Below are 17758 nucleotides of genomic sequence, written 5' to 3' on the forward strand. Positions count from 1 at the left end.
GTTAATCCAGACGCCGCTTGGTTTTTATCCACGTCAGGCCGATAAACATTACCGCTGAGGCGATTAAAAACATCGTGTTCACCAGCAGCACTACGGGAATATTGCCCGCCAAAAACAGGCTTTGCAGAGTGCTGGCAAAATAGCGCGCCGGGATCACGTAGGTCACCGCGCGGATCACCGCTGGCATACTGTCTATCTGGAAAATAAACCCGGATAGCATAATCGATGGCAGAAATGCGGCATTCAGCGCCACCTGGGCGGCGTTAAACTGGTTGCGGGTAATGGTGGAAATCAGCAGCCCCATTCCCAGCGTGCTCAGCAAAAACAGGCTGGTGATAAAAAACAGAATCACCAGCGAACCGCGAAAGGGCACGCCGAGAATAAACACCGCCACCAGCATGCACAGCAGCATCGCCAGCATGCCGAGGAAATAGTAGGGGATCAGCTTGCACAGCAGTAGCTCGGCGCGGGTAATCTCGGTCGACAGCAGCGCCTCCATGGTGCCGCGCTCCCATTCGCGAGCCACCACCAGCGAGGTCAGGATCGCGCCGACCACAGTCATGATGATGGTAATCGCGCCGGGGATAATAAAATGTTGGCTAATGGCGGCCGGGTTAAACCAATAGCGCATCTGCACATCAATCAGCGGCTCGAAGGTTTCACCCCGATCTTCCGCCCGCTGCTGTTGCCAGATTTGCCAGATGCCTTCGATATAGCCCTGGGCGAAGTTGGCGGTATTCGGTTCGCTGCCGTCGGTGATAAGCTGGATTGGCGCATTGTCGCCGGGACGGGCCATCTTCTGGTCAAAATCCACCGGCACCACCACCAGCGCGCGGATCCGCCCGGCCTGCATCATTTGAATCAGTTGCTGGCGGTTGTCGCTGATGGTGGCGTCGATATAGGGCGAACCGGTCATGGTATGGACGAAATCCAGTGCCTCTTCGCTCTGCTGTTCCAGCAACACGCCGACTCGCAGTTTGCTGGAGTCGAGGTTAATACCGTAGCCAAAGATAAACAGCAGCAGCAGCGGGATCACCACCGCAATCAGCCAACTGCTGGGGTCGCGGACGATCTGCCGCGTCTCCTTGACGCACAGGGCGCGCACGCGCCGCCATGCCAGGATTTTAGCGCTCACTGGCGTTCTCCTTATCCCAGTCATGGATGAGGGTAATAAATGCCTGTTCCATCGTCGGGTCAGGCTGTTCATCATCCGCCGCCATTGCTTTGAGATCGTCCGGCGTGCCGCTGGCGATAAGTTTGCCGCGATAGACCAGACCAATACGGTCGCAATACTCCGCTTCATCCATAAAGTGGGTGGTGACCATTACGGTCACTCCCTTATCCACCATGCTGTTGATATGCAGCCAGAACTCCCGGCGGGTGAGGGGATCGACGCCCGAAGTTGGCTCGTCAAGGAACAGAATATCCGGCTCATGCATCAGAGAACAGGCCAGCGCCAGGCGCTGCTTATAGCCGAGCGGCAGGTCGTCGGCGGCCTGCCGGGCGATACTTTTCAGGCCAAACGCCTCGCTCATGCTGGCGATTTTTTCGTTCTGCGCTTTGCCGCGCAGGCCATAAACGCCGGAGAAAAAGCGCAGGTTCTGCTCAACGGTGAGGTTGCCATACAGCGAAAATTTCTGTGCCATATAGCCCAGATGCTGGCGTGCCTTGCCAGAGCTGACTTTGAGGTCCATCCCCAGCACCAGTGCTTTGCCGGAGGTGGGGACCAGCAGGCCGCACATCATCTTAAAGGTGGTGGACTTGCCCGCGCCGTTAGGGCCGAGGAGTCCGAAGATTTCTCCACGCTTGACCTGAAAATCGACGTGGTCGGTGGCGGCAAAATCACCAAATTTTTTGGTCAGGGTTAGTGCTTCAATCACCGTGTCGTCATGGGAGCCTTCCACGGTGTGGATAATTTTTCCCAGCGGCGATTCAGCCGTACCCGCGCCGCCCAGCAGGTCGATGAACGCATCTTCAAAGCGCGGCGCGGTTTCAGCTACCTCCAGCGGCGGCATGTCGGCTGCGTTTTGCACTTCGCGGATATTGGCCTCTTTTTTGAGGATCAGACGCACCGATTTGCCCTGAATCACGCCATCGCTCACCTGCGGCAGCTTCAGCGCCCGCTGTAGCAGGCGGCGGTTATTTTCCTCGGTGCTGGAGATCAAAAAGCTGCGTCCAGCCATGGTCTGCGTCAGCTCTTTGGGCGCGCCCTGATACAACAGCTGTCCTTCGTTCATCAGCAGCACGTCGCGGCACTGTTCGGCTTCGTCGAGATAGGAGGTGCTCCAGAGGATCAGCATTCCATCGCCCGCCAGCTCGTGGACCATTTGCCACAGTTCGCGGCGCGAGATGGGGTCAACGCCGACGCCGGGTTCGTCCAGCAGCAGCACTTTCGGTTCACCGACGAGGGTGCAGGCGAGGCCGAGTTTCTGCTTCATACCGCCGGAGAGCTTGCCCGCCAGACGGCCAGTAAAGGGGCCCAAAGAGGTAAACTCCAGCAGCCGGGCGAAGGTTTTCTCCCGTGCTTCGCCGGTGACGCTGCGCAGGTCGGCGTAGAGGGTCAGGTTTTCCATCACCGTCAGATCTTCATACAGGCCAAATTTCTGCGGCATATAACCGAGCACCGCGTGCAGGGCGCTATCGTCGGCAATGGGGTCAAAACCAATGACCTGTGCGCTGCCGCTGTCGGCTTTGAGCAAACCGGCGAGCATACGCATCAGGGTGGTTTTCCCCGCGCCATCGGGGCCAACCAGCCCGGTCACATAGCCGGAGTGAATGGTGCAGTCCAGCGGCGCGACGGCCGGGCGGTCCATGCCGGCGAAACGCCGGGTCAGCCCGCGCAGCGTGATAACGTCTTCGCTCATTGGCTGTTTCCGTTGCTGAAAGCGACGGTCACCGGCATCCCCTGACGCAGCGCGCCGTCGGCATCGGTGACCACAATCCGCAGGCGATAAACCAAGTCGGTGCGCAGGTCCGGGGTCTCGACGGTTTTCGGCGTAAATTCAGCCGCAGGAGAGACAAAGCCGATTTTGCCACGGTAAGGTTGATTCGGACGGCTATCGGTATAGAGCAAGACTTCACGCCCCGGTTGGGCCTGGCCGAGATTTTTTTCATCGATGTAGGCGCGTACCCAAACCGGATGGGTTAATGATAGCGTCATCACCGTGCCGCCTGCGCTGAGCATACTGCCTGGCTCCACGGCGCGGGTCATCAGGGTGCCGTCGGACGGCGCGGTCAGCGTGGTATCGTGCAGATCGAGTTTCGCCTGCGCCAGCGCGGCCTGAGCCTGTTCGAGGCTGGCTTTGGCCTGGGCTATCTCCTGCGGACGGTTACCGGCGCGGTACTGGCGCAGTTTATCCTGTGCTGATTTCAGCGTGGCCTGTGCCTGGTCGCGTGAGGAGCGCGCGTTTTCAAGGTCATTCGCGGAGATAGCGCTGCTTTTACGCAGCCCCAGCTGGCGTTGATAGAAGTTCTGCGCATAGGCGTAAGCCGCTTGGGCCTGGTTAACCGCGGCGGCGGCCTGGGCAATTTCTTCCGAGCGATAGCCCGCCATCATTAGGTCGTACTGCGCCTGGGCCGTAGAAACGTTGGCCTGCGCCTGCTGGAGGGCATTTTCATAAGGGGCGCGATCCAGCTCGCCCAGCGTTTGCCCGGTTTTAATCGCATCGCCCTCATCGACGCTTAGCGACGCCAGCCGTCCTCCCACCCGGAAGCTCAGGTTAACGGTACGAATATCCACGTTGCCATACAGGGTGAGCGCTTTTTGCTGGCTGCTTTGATACCACCACCAGCCGCCGCCAATGACAGCAGCCATCAGGAGAAGCAGTAGAACGACGATGAGCGGTTTTTTCATGACTCCAGACTCCTTTGCGATAATCCTTGCAGAACGAAATCAACGTGGCAGGTGATGACCTGAATGATTTGCTCGGTTTTTTCTTGATCAAACTCAGCCCAACCGGCGCGACGCAGCACCGTTTCCCGAACAAGACGAAACGCGAGAACTTCCCCCAGCAGCGCGTGGGTGTGAAGGATCATTTGCGTGCTGTCTGCGTTAAGGCCGGTATAAGCGGCGATTAAACGGGTTAGGTGGCAGTGTAGCGGAGCAATGACCTGGTCGTGGATGAGCTGATAGGCGGGCGTCGGCGACAACTGCTCGCGGGAGATGAATTTGCTCAAATTGACCGTGTCTTCCTGGGTCAGCAGTAAAATCATATTCTGGCAGGCGTGTAGAATTAGAGTACGCATTGCGGCTTTATCCGCAGCGGGCTGGGCCAGCAGTTCCTCTGCCGCCTGCGCATGGGGGCGAAAATTATTGCCGATAAAGTCGGCAATCCACTGGGCGCAGGCGAGGTACAAATCGTCCTTCGAACCGAAATAGTAGGTGATAGCGGCGATATTCTGTCCGGCCTGAGCGGCGATATCGCGGGTTGTGGCGTGCTGGCCGTATTCGCCGAACTGGGCGATAGCGGCAGCGATAAGCTGGCTTTTAGCCTGCTCGCCTTTGCTGGTAATGGGGGTCGTTGTCATCGCGCTAAAAAAGTTAATCAATCGATTGATTAAGAGTATGACCAATTCGCGAAACTGTCCACAATGGTGAATACTTAATTCATCGCAGCGCAAGCGAGCATTATTTTGCAGATAAAACGCTGGGGGATATTTTATGCGGTTCGTCACAAAATCTGCTAGACTGCGCCACTTCATGGCATTGTGGTTTTTGCCATCTCTTTCGCAATAATCTCCCTGAAGACTACGCCTGTGACGGGCCGGGGCGGTTCGGAGTTGTTATGTCTTTTGATTCCCTTGGCCTGAATCCTGAAATCCTGCGCGCGGTCGCTGAACAGGGCTATGTTGAGCCAACCCCTATCCAGCAGAAGGCTATTCCTGCGGTATTACAGGGTCGCGATCTGATGGCCAGCGCCCAGACCGGCACCGGTAAAACGGCAGGCTTTACGTTGCCGCTGCTTCAGCATCTGATCCAACAAGAACCGCATGCTAAAGGTCGTCGCCCGGTGCGCGCTTTGATCCTGACTCCAACGCGCGAGCTGGCAGCTCAGATTGGCGAGAACGTACGGGATTACAGCAAGTATCTGAATATTCGTTCGCTGGTCGTCTTCGGCGGGGTAAGCATTAACCCGCAGATGATGAAGCTGCGCAGCGGTGTCGATATTTTGGTGGCCACGCCGGGACGTCTGCTGGATCTTGAACATCAGAATGCCGTCAGCCTGGATAAGGTTGAAGTGCTGGTACTGGATGAAGCCGACCGTATGCTGGATATGGGCTTTATTCACGATATTCGCCGCGTGCTGGCGAAACTGCCTGCGAAACGCCAGAACCTGCTGTTCTCTGCAACCTTCTCTGACGACATTAAATCGTTGGCGGAAAAACTGCTGCATAACCCGCTGGAAATTGAAGTTGCCCGCCGTAACACCGCCTCTGAGCAGGTGAGCCAGTTAGTGCATTTTGTTGATAAAAAACGCAAGCGCGAGCTGCTGTCGCAGATGATCGGCGAAGGTAACTGGCAGCAGGTGCTGGTCTTTACCCGCACCAAGCACGGCGCAAACCATCTGGCAGAGCAGCTTAATAAAGATGGTATTCGCAGCGCCGCAATCCACGGTAACAAAAGCCAGGGCGCGCGTACTCGCGCATTGGCTGACTTTAAATCCGGTGGCATCCGCGTGCTGGTGGCAACCGACATCGCCGCTCGCGGTCTGGATATCGAAGAGTTGCCGCACGTAGTGAACTACGAACTGCCAAACGTACCGGAAGATTATGTGCACCGCATCGGCCGTACCGGTCGCGCGGCTGCAACTGGCGAAGCGCTGTCGCTGGTCTGCGTTGACGAGCATAAGCTGTTGCATGATATCGAACGCTTGCTGAAAAAAGAGATCCCACGTATCGCCATCGCGGGCTATGAACCGGATCCTTCCATCAAAGCCGAGCCGATTCAGAACGGTCGCCAGCAGCAGCGTGGCGGTGGTCGCGGTGGCCAAAGCCAGGGGCGTAGCCAGCAGTCTGCTCCGCGCCGCAACGATGGTGAAGCGCCGAAAGCACGCACTGCAGACGGTAAACCTCCACGCCGTCGTCGCCCGCGCAAACCGGCGTCGGCTGAGTAACGGTATTACCTCATTCCTGTAGTTATCGCGGTGGTTGAGCGACCAGTGCCTCAGGTTTGTTTATCCGGGCAAGAATCTTTGCCCGGAACTCCCTCCGCTCGTGTCAAACCTCGAGCGTGATTCCAGTTTGTTTAGAAAGACGTTCCTTCCGTTAGCGAAAAAATGGCACAATAGTGGCTGTTTATACAGTATTCAGGTTCTCTCATGGCTTTGACCGCTGCGCTAAAAGCGCAAATTGCCGCCTGGTATAAGGCGCTTCAGGAACAGATTCCGGACTTTATTCCCCGTCCCCCGCAGCGGCAGATGATCGCTGATGTTGCGAAGACGCTTGCCGGGGAAGAGGGGCGACATCTGGCGATTGAGGCTCCCACTGGCGTCGGCAAAACCTTGTCATACCTGATCCCCGGCATCGCGATTGCCCGTGAAGAGCAAAAAACGCTGGTAGTCAGCACCGCCAATGTGGCGCTGCAGGACCAGATCTACAGTAAAGACCTGCCGCTGCTGCGTAAAATTATTCCTGACCTGCGATTTACCGCGGCCTTTGGTCGTGGGCGCTACGTTTGTACGCGTAACCTGGCCGCTCTCGGCAGTACGGACCCGACACAGCAGGATCTGCTCGCCTTCCTTGATGACGACCTCACACCGAATAACCAGGCAGAACAGAAGCTGTGCGCGACGCTTAAAACGGATCTTGATAGTTATAAATGGGATGGCCTGCGCGATCACACCGATAAAAACATAGATGATTCGTTGTGGAGCCGTCTGAGCACCGATAAAGCCAGCTGCCTGAATCGCAACTGCCACTATTATCGCGAATGTCCATTTTTCGTCGCCCGGCGAGAAATTCAGGAAGCCGAAGTGGTGGTGGCAAACCATGCGCTGGTCATGGCGGCAATGGAGAGCGAGGCGGTGCTGCCGGATCCGAAAAATTTACTGCTGGTGCTTGATGAAGGCCACCACCTGCCGGATGTCGCCCGAGATGCGCTGGAAATGAGCGCTGAAATCACCGCTCCGTGGTATCGCCTGCAGTTGGATCTATTCACTAAGCTGGTTGCCACCTGCATGGAACAGTTCCGGCCTAAAACCACACCGCCATTGGCGAATCCTGAACGCCTGAACGCGCACTGCGAGGAGCTGTTTGAGCTTATCTCCTCGCTAAATAATATTCTTAACCTGTATATGCCTGCGGGTCAGGAAGCGGAACACCGCTTTCCGATGGGCGAGCTGCCGCAGGAAGTTATGGAGATCTGCCAGCGGCTGGCAAAACTGACGGAAACGTTGCGCGGGCTGGCGGAGCTGTTCCTCAACGATCTTGGCGAAAAAACAGGCAGTCATGATGTGGTGCGTCTACACCGGGTTCTGCTGCAGATGAACCGCGCGCTGGGGATGTTTGAGAGTCAGAGCAAACTGTGGCGTCTGGCATCGTTGGCGCAATCTTCAGGCGCGCCGGTGACCAAATGGGCCACCCGCGACCTGCGTGACGGTCAGATGCATATCTGGTTCCACTGTGTGGGGATCCGCGTCAGCGATCAGCTGGAAAGGCTGCTCTGGCGCAGCGTCCCGCATATTGTTGTCACTTCGGCGACGCTACGTTCGCTGAATAGCTTTTCTCGCTTGCAGGAGATGAGCGGACTGAAAGAGAAGGCGGGAGACCGCTTTGTGGCGCTGGATTCGCCGTTTAACCACGTCGAACAGGGTAAAATTGTCATCCCGCAGATGCACTACGAACCGCTTATTGACCACGAAGAACAGCATATCGCCGAGATGGCGGCTTACTTTCGCGAGCAGGTTGAGAGTAAAAAGCATCTTGGCATGCTGGTGCTGTTTGCCAGCGGAAGAGCGATGCAGCGTTTTCTTGAGCACGTGACTGATTTGCGCTTGCTGCTTCTGGTGCAGGGTGATAAGCCGCGCTATCGGCTGGTGGAACTGCACCGTAAGCGCGTTGAAGGTGGAGAACGAAGCGTGCTGGTCGGGCTGCAATCCTTTGCCGAAGGGCTCGATTTAAAAGGCGAGCTGCTGAGCCAGGTTCACATCCACAAAATCGCCTTCCCGCCGATAGACAGCCCGGTGGTGATTACCGAAGGCGAATGGCTCAAAAGCCTCAATCGCTATCCGTTCGAAGTTCAAAGTCTGCCGAGTGCTTCCTTCAACCTGATTCAGCAGGTGGGTCGCCTGATCCGTAGCCATAGCTGCTGGGGGGAAGTGGTGATTTACGACAAGCGACTGTTGACCAAAAACTACGGCCAACGCTTATTGAATGCATTACCCGTATTTCCGATAGAGCAGCCTGCCGTCCCTGAGGTTATAGTAAAAACTAAAGCAAAACCGACGCGTCGCAAACGGCGTTAATGGTGCAATGTCGACGATGTGAGAAGCTCAAAGGAGCCTTCGATGGACTACAGCAAGATCATTAAAGAAATTGGGCGGGGGAAAAACCACGCCCGTGACCTGGATGTCGAAACGGCCCGCGCGCTCTATTCGCGGATGCTTAGCGGCGAAGTGCCTGAGCTCGAACTGGGCGGCATCCTTATCGCCCTGCGCATCAAGGGTGAAGGCGAAGCGGAGATGAAGGGCTTCTACGAGGCGATGCAGCAGCAGACGCTAAGCCTGACGCCGCCGCCAGGCAAACCTATGCCGATTGTCATCCCCAGCTATAACGGCGCGCGCAAACAGGCAAACCTGACTCCGCTGATCGCCATCCTGCTGCACAAACTCGGTTTCCCGGTGGTGGTGCACGGCGTGAGTCATGATCCAACCCGCGTGCTCACAGAAACGATTTTCGAGCTGATGGGGATTCCTGCCACGCAACACGCGGGTCAGGCCCAGGCGCGATTGGACAGCCATCAGCCGGTTTACATCCCGATAGGTGCGCTTTGTCCAGCGCTGGAGAAACAGTTAGCGATACGCTGGCGTATGGGCGTGCGCAACAGTGCGCACACGCTGGCCAAGCTGGCGACGCCGTTCGCGGAAGATGCGGCGCTGCGTCTGTCGAGCGTCTCTCATCCGGAATACGTCACCCGAGTGGCGAAATTCTTTACTGAAATCGGCGGACGGGCATTGCTGATGCACGGTACTGAAGGTGAAGTCTATGCTAATCCGCAACGCTGCCCGCAGATTAGCCTGATTGATGCCGCTGGAACGCGTGTACTGAACGAGCGTCAGGATATGGGTACAGCGCAGGCTGTTGCGCTACCAGAGTCAAAAGACCCGGAGGTTACCGCGCGCTGGATTGAACGCTGTGTGACAGGGAGCGAACCGCTACCCCTGTCGCTGAGAATCCAGCTGGCCTGCTGTCTGGTGGCTGCCGGGGAAGCAGCCACCCTGGAACAGGGACTGGCAAAAGTGGCTGAGCACTGGTAATCATCGCCGCCATCGTAGGTGGCGCTGCTTTACTCAGTGATTTCCAGCGACGTGAAATCGAACTTACTGCCATCAAAGAGCCCCTGGCTGGTTAGCTTGAGCGCTGGGATAACCGGTAGTGATAAAAATGCCATCTGGATAAAAGGTTCGTCGGGAAGAGTGCCGCAGAGTTTACCTGCAGCTTTGAGCGAACCTATTTGCTGCGCCAGCGTTTGTGCCGTTTGGGTGCTCATTAACCCGGCGACAGGTAGCGGCAAATGAGCTGCTACCTGGTTATGATGCACGACGCACAATCCGCCGCCGGTGGAGATAACCTGATTTACCGCTGTGGCCATTTCTTGCGCACTACGTCCAATAACAACGATGTTATGGCTGTCATGGCTGACGGTTGCCGCCAGCGCCCCTTCACGCAAACCAAAGCCGCTTAGTAGACCGCAGGCGGGCGGGGTTTGCTTGCCATAACGTTCCAGGACGCTGATAAAGCAGATATCTTCTCGATCAAATCCTTCCTCTGTATACAGGCTCTCTCCATTGCCGGTGATCAGCTCGTTAGGAATGGCCTCAATCACGCGATAGCGCCTTCCGGGAGTGAAATCGAAGGAAAAGTCGGTGGCTGATACCGGCTGGCGTGCAACCGTGTTGCCTAAGGGGGGACGCGTTTTTGCTAACGTTGCAGACTCGGCGTGCAGTAATGCGTGTTCATCGACAGGCATTCCCTTAATAAACACTTGCTGTACCTCAACTTGCTGAGGATTGCTAAGCAGGACGATATCCGCTTGTTTTCCCGGTGCCAGCAGTCCGAGATGTTTCAGGCCGAAATGGCGTGCGGCTGACCAGCTGGCAATACGGTAAGCGACATGCAGCGGCACATTATGTTGGTTAATAAGGCGGCGGATAAGCGCGTCGATATGGCCTTCATGGGCAATTTCCCAGGGATTACGATCGTCGGTACAAAGCATACATTGTGGGCTGTTCATTTCATTGATTAACGGCGCGAGCGAATCGAGATTTCGCGCAGCGGATCCTTCGCGGATCATTAACCCCATTCCAGCCTGTAGCTTTTCACGGCCCTCTTGTTGGGAATAGCTTTCATGGCAGTTTTCGACGCCAGCAGCAACATATGCATTAAGCGCTTTACCGCTCAGTCCCGGGCAATGACCGTCTATCGTCAGAGTACGGAACGCGTCTATTTTATCCGCAATTTCGCGCTCTCCGGCGATAACGCCGGGATAGTCCATTACCTCCGCGAGCCCGGTGACCAGAGGATGGTCGTGCCAGCGGAGCATTTGTTCAAGGGTAAAGTCGGCGCCGTTTAAATCGCAACCTTTCAGGGCAGGGACGCAGGAGCTAACCTGAATATACTGATTTTGTTGTGCCAGTTCGGCGCAGCGAATAAACCAGGCGAAGCCGGATTCCCCCATCACATTGACGATTTCATGGGGATCGCAAACGATGGTTGTCAGGCCGCGCGGCAGAGTTGCCGTTTCAAAAGCAACGGGGGTCATCATGCTCGATTCAATATGCAAATGGGCATCAACAAAGCCAGGTACTGCTGTTGCTCCGCGGGCATCGACACGCTGGTGAGTCGGAGCATCGGCATACTCTGGGCCAATACCGGCAATATGCTGGTTTTTTATCACTATGGGGCCTGCGAAACTCCCGCCATTAATTAAATCAAGTACAGTGACATTATCAATAATATAATCTGCAACACCCTCTCCACGTGATACGGCGAGCAATTCTTGTCTGTTTTGACGACTAATCTGGTGATGTTTAAAGTTAATTCTATTTATCATTTTATTTTCTCATTTTGATTTATCAAATTGATTCTTTAATTATCATTTTATCATCTGTGGTGGTTTTTTATTTTATCGGCAAATAGATTTTTACGATGTGATAACTATCACTGAATTATGAGTTAGGTATGATTTAAAAAGAGTAAAGTCAGTGGATGTATCATGAAGTTATTCTTCATCAGCGGATGAAAAACATGAAAAATGAACACAGCGAAAACACTCATCAGAGTACTAGGGAAGGTGCGAATAAGCGGGGAAATTCTTCTCGGCTGACTCAGTCATTTCATTTCTTCATGTTTGAGCCGATTTTTTCTCCCGTAAATGCCTTGAATCAGCCTATTTAGACCGTTTCTTCGCCATTTAAGGCGTTATCCCCAGTTTTTAGTGAGATCTCTCCCACTGACGTATCATTTGGTCCGCCCGAAACAGGTTGGCCAGCGTGAATAACATCGCCAGTTGGTTATCGTTTTTCAGCAACCCCTTGTATCTGGCTTTCACGAAGCCGAACTGTCGCTTGATGATGCGAAATGGGTGCTCCACCTTGGCCCGGATGCTGGCTTTCATGTATTCGATGTTGATGGCCGTTTTGTTCTTGCGTGGATGCTGTTTCAAGGTTCTTACCTTGCCGGGGCGCTCGGCGATCAGCCAGTCCACATCCACCTCGGCCAGCTCCTCGCGCTGTGGCGCCCCTTGGTAGCCGGCATCGGCTGAGACAAATTGCTCCTCTCCATGCAGCAGATTACCCAGCTGATTGAGGTCATGCTCGTTGGCCGCGGTGGTGACTAGGCTGTGGGTCAGGCCACTCTTGGCATCGACACCAATGTGGGCCTTCATGCCAAAGTGCCACTGATTGCCTTTCTTGGTCTGATGCATCTCCGGATCGCGTTGCTGCTCTTTGTTCTTGGTCGAGCTGGGTGCCTCAATGATGGTGGCATCGACCAAGGTGCCTTGAGTCATCATGACGCCTGCTTCGGCCAGCCAGCGATTGATGGTCTTGAACAATTGGCGGGCCAGTTGATGCTGCTCCAGCAGGTGGCGGAAATTCATGATGGTGGTGCGGTCAGGCAAGGCGCTATCCAGGGATAACCGGGCAAACCGACGCATGGAGGCGATTTCGTACAGAGCATCTTCCATCGCGCCATCGCTCAGGTTGTACCAATGCTGCATGCAGTGAATGCGTAGCATGGTTTCCAGCGGATAAGGTCGCCGGCCATTACCAGCCTTGGGGTAAAACGGCTCGATGACTTCCACCATGTTTTGCCATGGCAGAATCTGCTCCATACGGGACAAGAAAATCTCTTTTCTGGTCTGACGGCGCTTACTGCTGAATTCACTGTCGGCGAAGGTAAGTTGATGACTCATGATGAACCCTGTTCCATGGCTCCAGATGACAAACATGATCTCATATCAGGGACTTGTTCGCACCTTCCTTAGTTGCCATTGGCGACTTGAGTTCGCACAGCGTGTTATTAGGGATTGTTGGTTTTTTTATTATTGCCGTTCTCTCTTCACGAAATTTCCATGCTGCAGTGCTGGTTTCAATTGTCGTCACATCATGTTGTGGTTTATTTTTTGGTGATGTTCATTTTAATGGTGTTTATTCCACACCGTCTGGTATCAGCGGGGTGATCGGCGAAGTGGATATACGAGGTGCATTATCGCTGGATCTGGCCGGTATTATTTTCTCATTCATGCTGATTAATCTATTTGATTCTTCAGGGACGCTAATCGGCGTGACGGATAAAGCGGGTTTAATTGGCAAAGATGGCAAGTTCCCTAATATGCATAAGGCGCTGTATGTTGACAGTTTGAGCTCAGTGGCCGGTGCTTTTATTGGTACTTCATCGGTGACCGCTTATATCGAAAGTACGGCCGGTGTGTCGGTAGGAGGCAGGACCGGTCTTACAGCGGTGGTTGTCGGCGTTTTGTTTTTGCTGGTGATGTTTTTTTCGCCGCTGGCTGAAATAGTGCCGGGATATGCAACGGCTGGAGCATTAATTTTCGTTGGCGTGTTGATGACATCCAGCCTCGCCCGTATTGACTGGGATGATTTTACCGAGTCAGTTCCGGCTTTTATTACGGCGGTAATGATGCCTTTCACGTTCTCTATCACCGAGGGGATTGCGCTTGGTTTTCTGGCTTACTGCATTATGAAGATCTTCTGTGGCAGATGGCGTGAGCTGAATCTGTGCGTCATTGCGGTTGCAATGCTGTTTGCGTTGAAAATTATTCTTGTTGATTAAAAAAAAGCCCGTCCAGTGGGATGGACGGGCAAGGCAAGGGTATTAAAGGGTCTTACAGGGTTGAAACAGTGGCATTACAGGGTCTTACTTGCTACAGGAATTTGTGGCGATTATTTATAGATAACCGCGGTACCGCTAATTTTGTTCGCGGTGTTAGCAGAGGTGATGCTGTAGCCGGTTGCGCCAGCTGCTTCGGCTTTCTCTGCCAGTTTAGCTTCCAGACCATCCAGCGTCGTTGCGCCTTCAGCGGAAACCACACCGATTTTGTTCATGCTTTCTGCCTGGGCCGATGTTACCGGCTGAGCGGCGAAAGCACCAAAGGACAGAGCGGAAAGGGCGATGGCGGCGGCAGCATATTTGATAGTTTTCATAATTAATCTCTCGCAGGTTGTCTTGTACAGGTGACGATGTTTCGTCGATGTGAGAAGTATCACGGTTTTGAGCGAGAGATAAAATCGAAGGAAATTAACAATCTCAATCTAATTTTTTGAACGATTATTAATTTATTGAATATTAATAAATTATTTTAGCCCGCGAAGAGAAAACGGGTTGAAGCGAAGTTCAGGGGGCGGTAAGGGCACATTTTGCCACTCAGTTTGCCAAAAAACGTGCGCGAAAAGATAACGCGATCTGCGGTAATGAACGGTAAATGACGGTCAGCGAAGCTGGCTATCTTTAGATCCACGGCGATTATATCCTGAAAATGTATTGTTATGTAAATCTTTATCTTGTTGGCACTTTACGCAGTATCTCACCCCCGGAACCGCTTGCCGACGCGCTTCCGGAATCGGCTCTCCGCACTCTTCACAAAATTTGTTGCTTTCACCCGATGAAAGCTCATTTCGCGCCCGCGCGATGGCATCATTAATGGTGCTGTCGATTTGCTCCTGCACGGCGTCGTCATTTGCCCAGCCTGATGCCATGGTTCACCTCGTTATCTCGTTGACTGTCAGTATAGAGAATATGGGGATAAAAAATGACCAGACAAGGCTTAGATCTCTGACCATTCGCGCAGCAGGTTATGGTACAGATTAAGCAGAGAGAGCACTTCGTCGCTTTCACCGTGGCGGCTTTTTAACTTCTGAATATTGCCATCCAGATCAAACAGCATGGCGCGGTGCTTATCGTCGCGGATCATGGATTGAACCCATAAGAATGAGGCCACGCGGGTACCCACTGTAACGGGAGTGACGCAGTGCAGGCTACTTGAAGGATAGAGTACCAGGTCGCCAGCCGGGAGCTTAACCGAGTGCTGGCCGTAGGTGTCGTTAACCACCAGCTCGCCGCCCTCGTAGCTTTCCGGGGCGGATAAAAAGAGGGTGGCGGAGAGATCGGTACGCATCCAGCCGCCCTGGGCCTGACTGCGCACCGCACCATCAACGTGAAATCCATAAGTTTCACTCTGCTGATAGCGGTTAAACAGCGGGCTGGAAAGGGTTTTTGGCAGCGCGGCGGCAAAAAACAGCGAACTGCGATTCAGCGCTGCGACGACCGTTGCCTGAAGTTCGCCATACAAGCTGCTGCGGGTGTCTACCTGCTGGTTATTTTTGACCTGAGCGCCCTGATCGCCAGTAGTTACGCGGCCGTCAACCCAATCGGCTTGTTGGAGCTGGGTGGTGAAATAGTCTACTTCCTGTGGGCTAAGGACGGCGGGGATATGGTACATCATGATTTTGTCTCCTGAAGAAACGGGGCGTTGCCGCCCCATCGTGGATCAGAAATGCATATTGGCGGTTAACAAGAAGGTCCGTGGTTCCCCCGGATGATAGCGGTAACCGCTCTTATTAATAGAGGCAACATAGTCGGTATCAAACAGGTTATAGACGTTCAGCTGCAGGTCGAGATTACGGTTAATACGATAACCCACCTTGGCATCCGCTACCCAGTAGCCTTCGGTATAGGACGGCGTACCGACTGCGCCGTCGCTGCCGCGATGCATACTGCCAACGTAGCGTGCGCCAGCGCCAACGGAGATAGCCTCAGTGGCCTGATATTGGCTCCAGACGGTAAATGCGTGCTCTGGCGTATACGGTAGCGCGCTGGTGCCATCCTGAGCGGTATTCGCGCCTTCGCTAATGCTGGCGCGCTGTTGGGTATAACCGCCGATAACCTGCCAGTCAGGAGTAATATTACCGGCCAGAGAGATCTCATAGCCTTCCACGCGTTTCTTACCGTACTGTGAATAAGTGCCGTCGTCGTTCTGTTCGACTTCGTTTTCAATATCAGTACGGAAGAGGGCGGCGGTCAGCAGCAGGCGCTTGTCCATGAGCTCCCACTTGGTTCCGACTTCGCTGGTTTTTGCTTTCTGCGGTTTAAAGTCGGTACGGTTGGCGCTGTTGCCGGTACCACTTTGTGCGAGGGTGAAGTTGCTGCCTCCCGGCGGCTGCTGAGAAACGGCGTAGTTGACGTAGATATTGCCGTTATCGGTCAGATGATACAGTGCACCGGCTTTCCAGTTCACCAGGTTACCGCTGGTGGAGGTATCGACGGTGGTGACCGGTGTATTTTTCTCTACGCCCGTCGGGCAGGCGATAGCACCGCGTCCGGTACCGCCGCACAGGCTCGCGCTATCGTATTTGGTCTGGTAATTATCCAGACGGATCCCGCCGTTAAGTTCGAAGTCCTGAGTAATTTGCAGGGTGTCGAAGGCATAAACGCCGAAGGTATCCGTTTGCCCGTTTGCCCGTTGGCGTTGGCGCCGCTGCGGTCCAGGCCGCCGATGGAGATATCGCTGTTCGGGTGATAAATGTTCACCGCCGGCGGCGTTAGCGGATAAACCCCGTAGTTGGTCTGCGTTTCGCGGGTGAATTCCACACCGGTGCTGACGTCATGGCCGATGGAGCCGGTGTAGAACTTCGAGGTCAGGTTAGTCTGGTTAGTGAGGATCTTGTTGCTGGTGTCTTTGGTGTTTGCCAGACGTGACCAGGTCCAGGTGCCAACATCATCAGGGTTAGGCTGGATGATGTTCGTCGCCCCACCCATCACCGCGGTCATCAGATAATCCTGTTTCACGCGAGACCAGCGGGTCGTGTTCCGAATGGTCGTGGTGTCGCTCAGATCGTGTTCGAAGCGCATCGTCACGGTATCGGTGGTGGAATCATCGTAGTCGGAATTGGTGCCGTAGAAGTTGCTGGTGGCGACTTTACCGGAGTGATTCAGCGCCGAGGTGCTGGCGTTGGGGGCGGAATACCCTGGCAGACCGATAGTTGGAATGCCGCCATCTGGCGTATTGTGCTGGGTCACGTGCAGATAGTTCAGGTACAAGCGGGTCTCAGTGCCGAGACCGAACGCCGCCGATGGCGCCACGCCGTAACGCTCGTTTTTCACCTTGTCGCGGCCTGCATCGTGAGTTTTTTCACCCATCAGATTCAGGCGCACCGCGCTGGTTTCGCCAATGGTCTCGTTGATATCCAGCGTGCCGCGACGGAACCAGGCGCTACCCACGCTGGCTGAAGCATCGATACCGGAGTCCAGACGCGGCTGTTTGCTGATCATATTGATTGAACCGGTCGGCGCGCTGCGACCGTAGTCGGAACCAGACGGCCCCTTGATGACCTCAACCTGTTCAGTGTTGAAGGTATCGCGGCTGACGCTGCCGATATCGCGAATACCGTCGACGTAAATACTGTTGGAGGTATCCGCTCCGCGCATGTAGATGGCGTCGCCGGTGGTGGAGTTGCCATTTTCACCAGCAAAGAACGCGCCCACGCCGGGAACGTTCTTCAGCGCATCGGTGAGGTTGGTGACGCCCTGATCCTTCATCACCTGCTCAGAGACAACGGTGACCGTTCGCGTGGTATCGGCGATCGGACGAGAAAACTTAGGATCGGCGGAGTGAGTCGGCGCATACAGCGATGGAGTTTGCGCTTCGACCACCAGCGTTTCGCCAGCATTCTTTTCAGTGCTGTCCGCTGCAAGCACCTGACCGGTCGGAGAGAGACTCAGGCATAAACCGGTGAAGATTGTCAGTGAGTTGAAACTGCTGAACGGCAAATTGTTATTTTTTTCCATATCAATAAGTGACTTATAGTTTTAATTAGGCCATAACGACCGCAGACGAAGCGATGCTTCGCCCCGACCACTGCAGGTGATTTTTAACAAAAGCAATGCTTTTGATAATGATTGTGATAATCATTATCAAACAACGGCCGAATTTTTATCACTCATTTATAAAAAAATAAATACATTTATTTACATTGACTGGATTTTTTCTACATAAAGAAGGGGCGTTATGGGCGAGGATAAA

Annotated in this window: 12 protein-coding genes and 2 pseudogenes; 4 read left to right on the plus strand and 10 right to left on the minus strand. The window is 54.4% G+C overall.

The genetic code is table 11. From position 1 onward, the window contains the following. Nucleotide 1 precedes the first annotated feature (1 nt). From HV127_RS16725 to cecR, 4 genes are read right to left on the minus strand one after another with little or no spacing between them, the layout of a single operon-like run. Nucleotides 2-1135, minus strand: coding sequence for an ABC transporter permease (locus HV127_RS16725; protein ID WP_182237367.1), 1134 nt, complete (start codon nt 1133-1135; stop codon nt 2-4). Further along, nucleotides 1125-2864, minus strand: coding sequence for an ATP-binding cassette domain-containing protein (locus tag HV127_RS16730; RefSeq protein ID WP_182237368.1), 1740 nt, complete (start codon nt 2862-2864; stop codon nt 1125-1127). The genes HV127_RS16725 and HV127_RS16730 overlap by 11 nt, the downstream gene beginning before the upstream one ends. Beyond that, nucleotides 2861-3853 (minus strand): secretion protein HlyD, encoded by a 993-nt coding sequence (gene hlyD, locus HV127_RS16735; protein WP_182237370.1) that lies wholly within the window; start codon nt 3851-3853, stop codon nt 2861-2863. Before hlyD ends, HV127_RS16730 begins: the two co-directional genes overlap by 4 nt. Beyond that, on the minus strand, nt 3850-4527 hold the full coding sequence (gene cecR / locus HV127_RS16740) for a transcriptional regulator CecR (protein ID WP_220471439.1): 678 nt from the start codon (nt 4525-4527) through the stop codon (nt 3850-3852). Before cecR ends, hlyD begins: the two co-directional genes overlap by 4 nt. Before the next feature lie 257 nt (nt 4528-4784). Here cecR and rhlE point away from each other — a divergent pair, with 257 nt between their 5' ends. The 3 genes from rhlE (at nt 4785) to ybiB (ending at nt 9473) form a co-directional block, all read left to right on the plus strand. Next, on the plus strand, nt 4785-6113 hold the full coding sequence (gene rhlE / locus HV127_RS16745) for an ATP-dependent RNA helicase RhlE (RefSeq protein ID WP_182237372.1): 1329 nt from the start codon (nt 4785-4787) through the stop codon (nt 6111-6113). Nucleotides 6114-6317: 204 nt separating this feature from the next. After that, complete coding sequence (gene dinG / locus HV127_RS16750) at nt 6318-8462, plus strand: ATP-dependent DNA helicase DinG (RefSeq protein ID WP_182237374.1); 2145 nt, start codon at nt 6318-6320, stop codon at nt 8460-8462. 42 nt (nt 8463-8504) lie between these two features. Continuing rightward, nucleotides 8505-9473, plus strand: coding sequence for a DNA-binding protein YbiB (gene ybiB, locus HV127_RS16755; protein WP_182237376.1), 969 nt, complete (start codon nt 8505-8507; stop codon nt 9471-9473). Nucleotides 9474-9502: 29 nt separating this feature from the next. Here ybiB and adeD read toward each other — a convergent pair whose 3' ends face one another. Continuing rightward, nucleotides 9503-11269 (minus strand): adenine deaminase, encoded by a 1767-nt coding sequence (adeD, locus tag HV127_RS16760; RefSeq protein WP_182237378.1) that lies wholly within the window; start codon nt 11267-11269, stop codon nt 9503-9505. A 381-nt stretch (nt 11270-11650) separates the two neighbouring features. After that, nucleotides 11651-12631 (minus strand): IS5-like element IS5 family transposase, encoded by a 981-nt coding sequence (locus tag HV127_RS16765; protein WP_042934497.1) that lies wholly within the window; start codon nt 12629-12631, stop codon nt 11651-11653. Between the two features lie 65 nt (nt 12632-12696). Between HV127_RS16765 and HV127_RS16770 the strand changes: the two are divergent. Further along, nucleotides 12697-13512 (plus strand): annotated as a pseudogene (locus tag HV127_RS16770) (NCS2 family permease); the annotation flags it as partial. A gap of 110 nt (nt 13513-13622) precedes the next feature. Here HV127_RS16770 and ybiJ read toward each other — a convergent pair. The 4 genes and pseudogenes from ybiJ to HV127_RS16790 form a co-directional block, all read right to left on the minus strand. Then, a complete protein-coding gene (gene ybiJ, locus HV127_RS16775; protein ID WP_112214723.1) occupies nt 13623-13883 on the minus strand; it encodes a DUF1471 family protein YbiJ in 261 nt (86 codons plus the stop codon). Between the two features lie 285 nt (nt 13884-14168). Then, complete coding sequence (locus HV127_RS16780) at nt 14169-14435, minus strand: DksA/TraR family C4-type zinc finger protein (protein ID WP_182237380.1); 267 nt, start codon at nt 14433-14435, stop codon at nt 14169-14171. A gap of 68 nt (nt 14436-14503) precedes the next feature. After that, nucleotides 14504-15181, minus strand: coding sequence for a PKHD-type hydroxylase YbiX (gene ybiX / locus HV127_RS16785; protein ID WP_182237382.1), 678 nt, complete (start codon nt 15179-15181; stop codon nt 14504-14506). 45 nt (nt 15182-15226) lie between these two features. Further along, nucleotides 15227-17523 (minus strand): annotated as a pseudogene (locus tag HV127_RS16790) (catecholate siderophore receptor Fiu). Between the last annotated feature and the right edge of the window lie 235 nt (nt 17524-17758).

It is taken from the genome of Klebsiella sp. RHBSTW-00215 (assembly GCF_014103785.1).
Lineage (GTDB): Bacteria > Pseudomonadota > Gammaproteobacteria > Enterobacterales > Enterobacteriaceae > Klebsiella.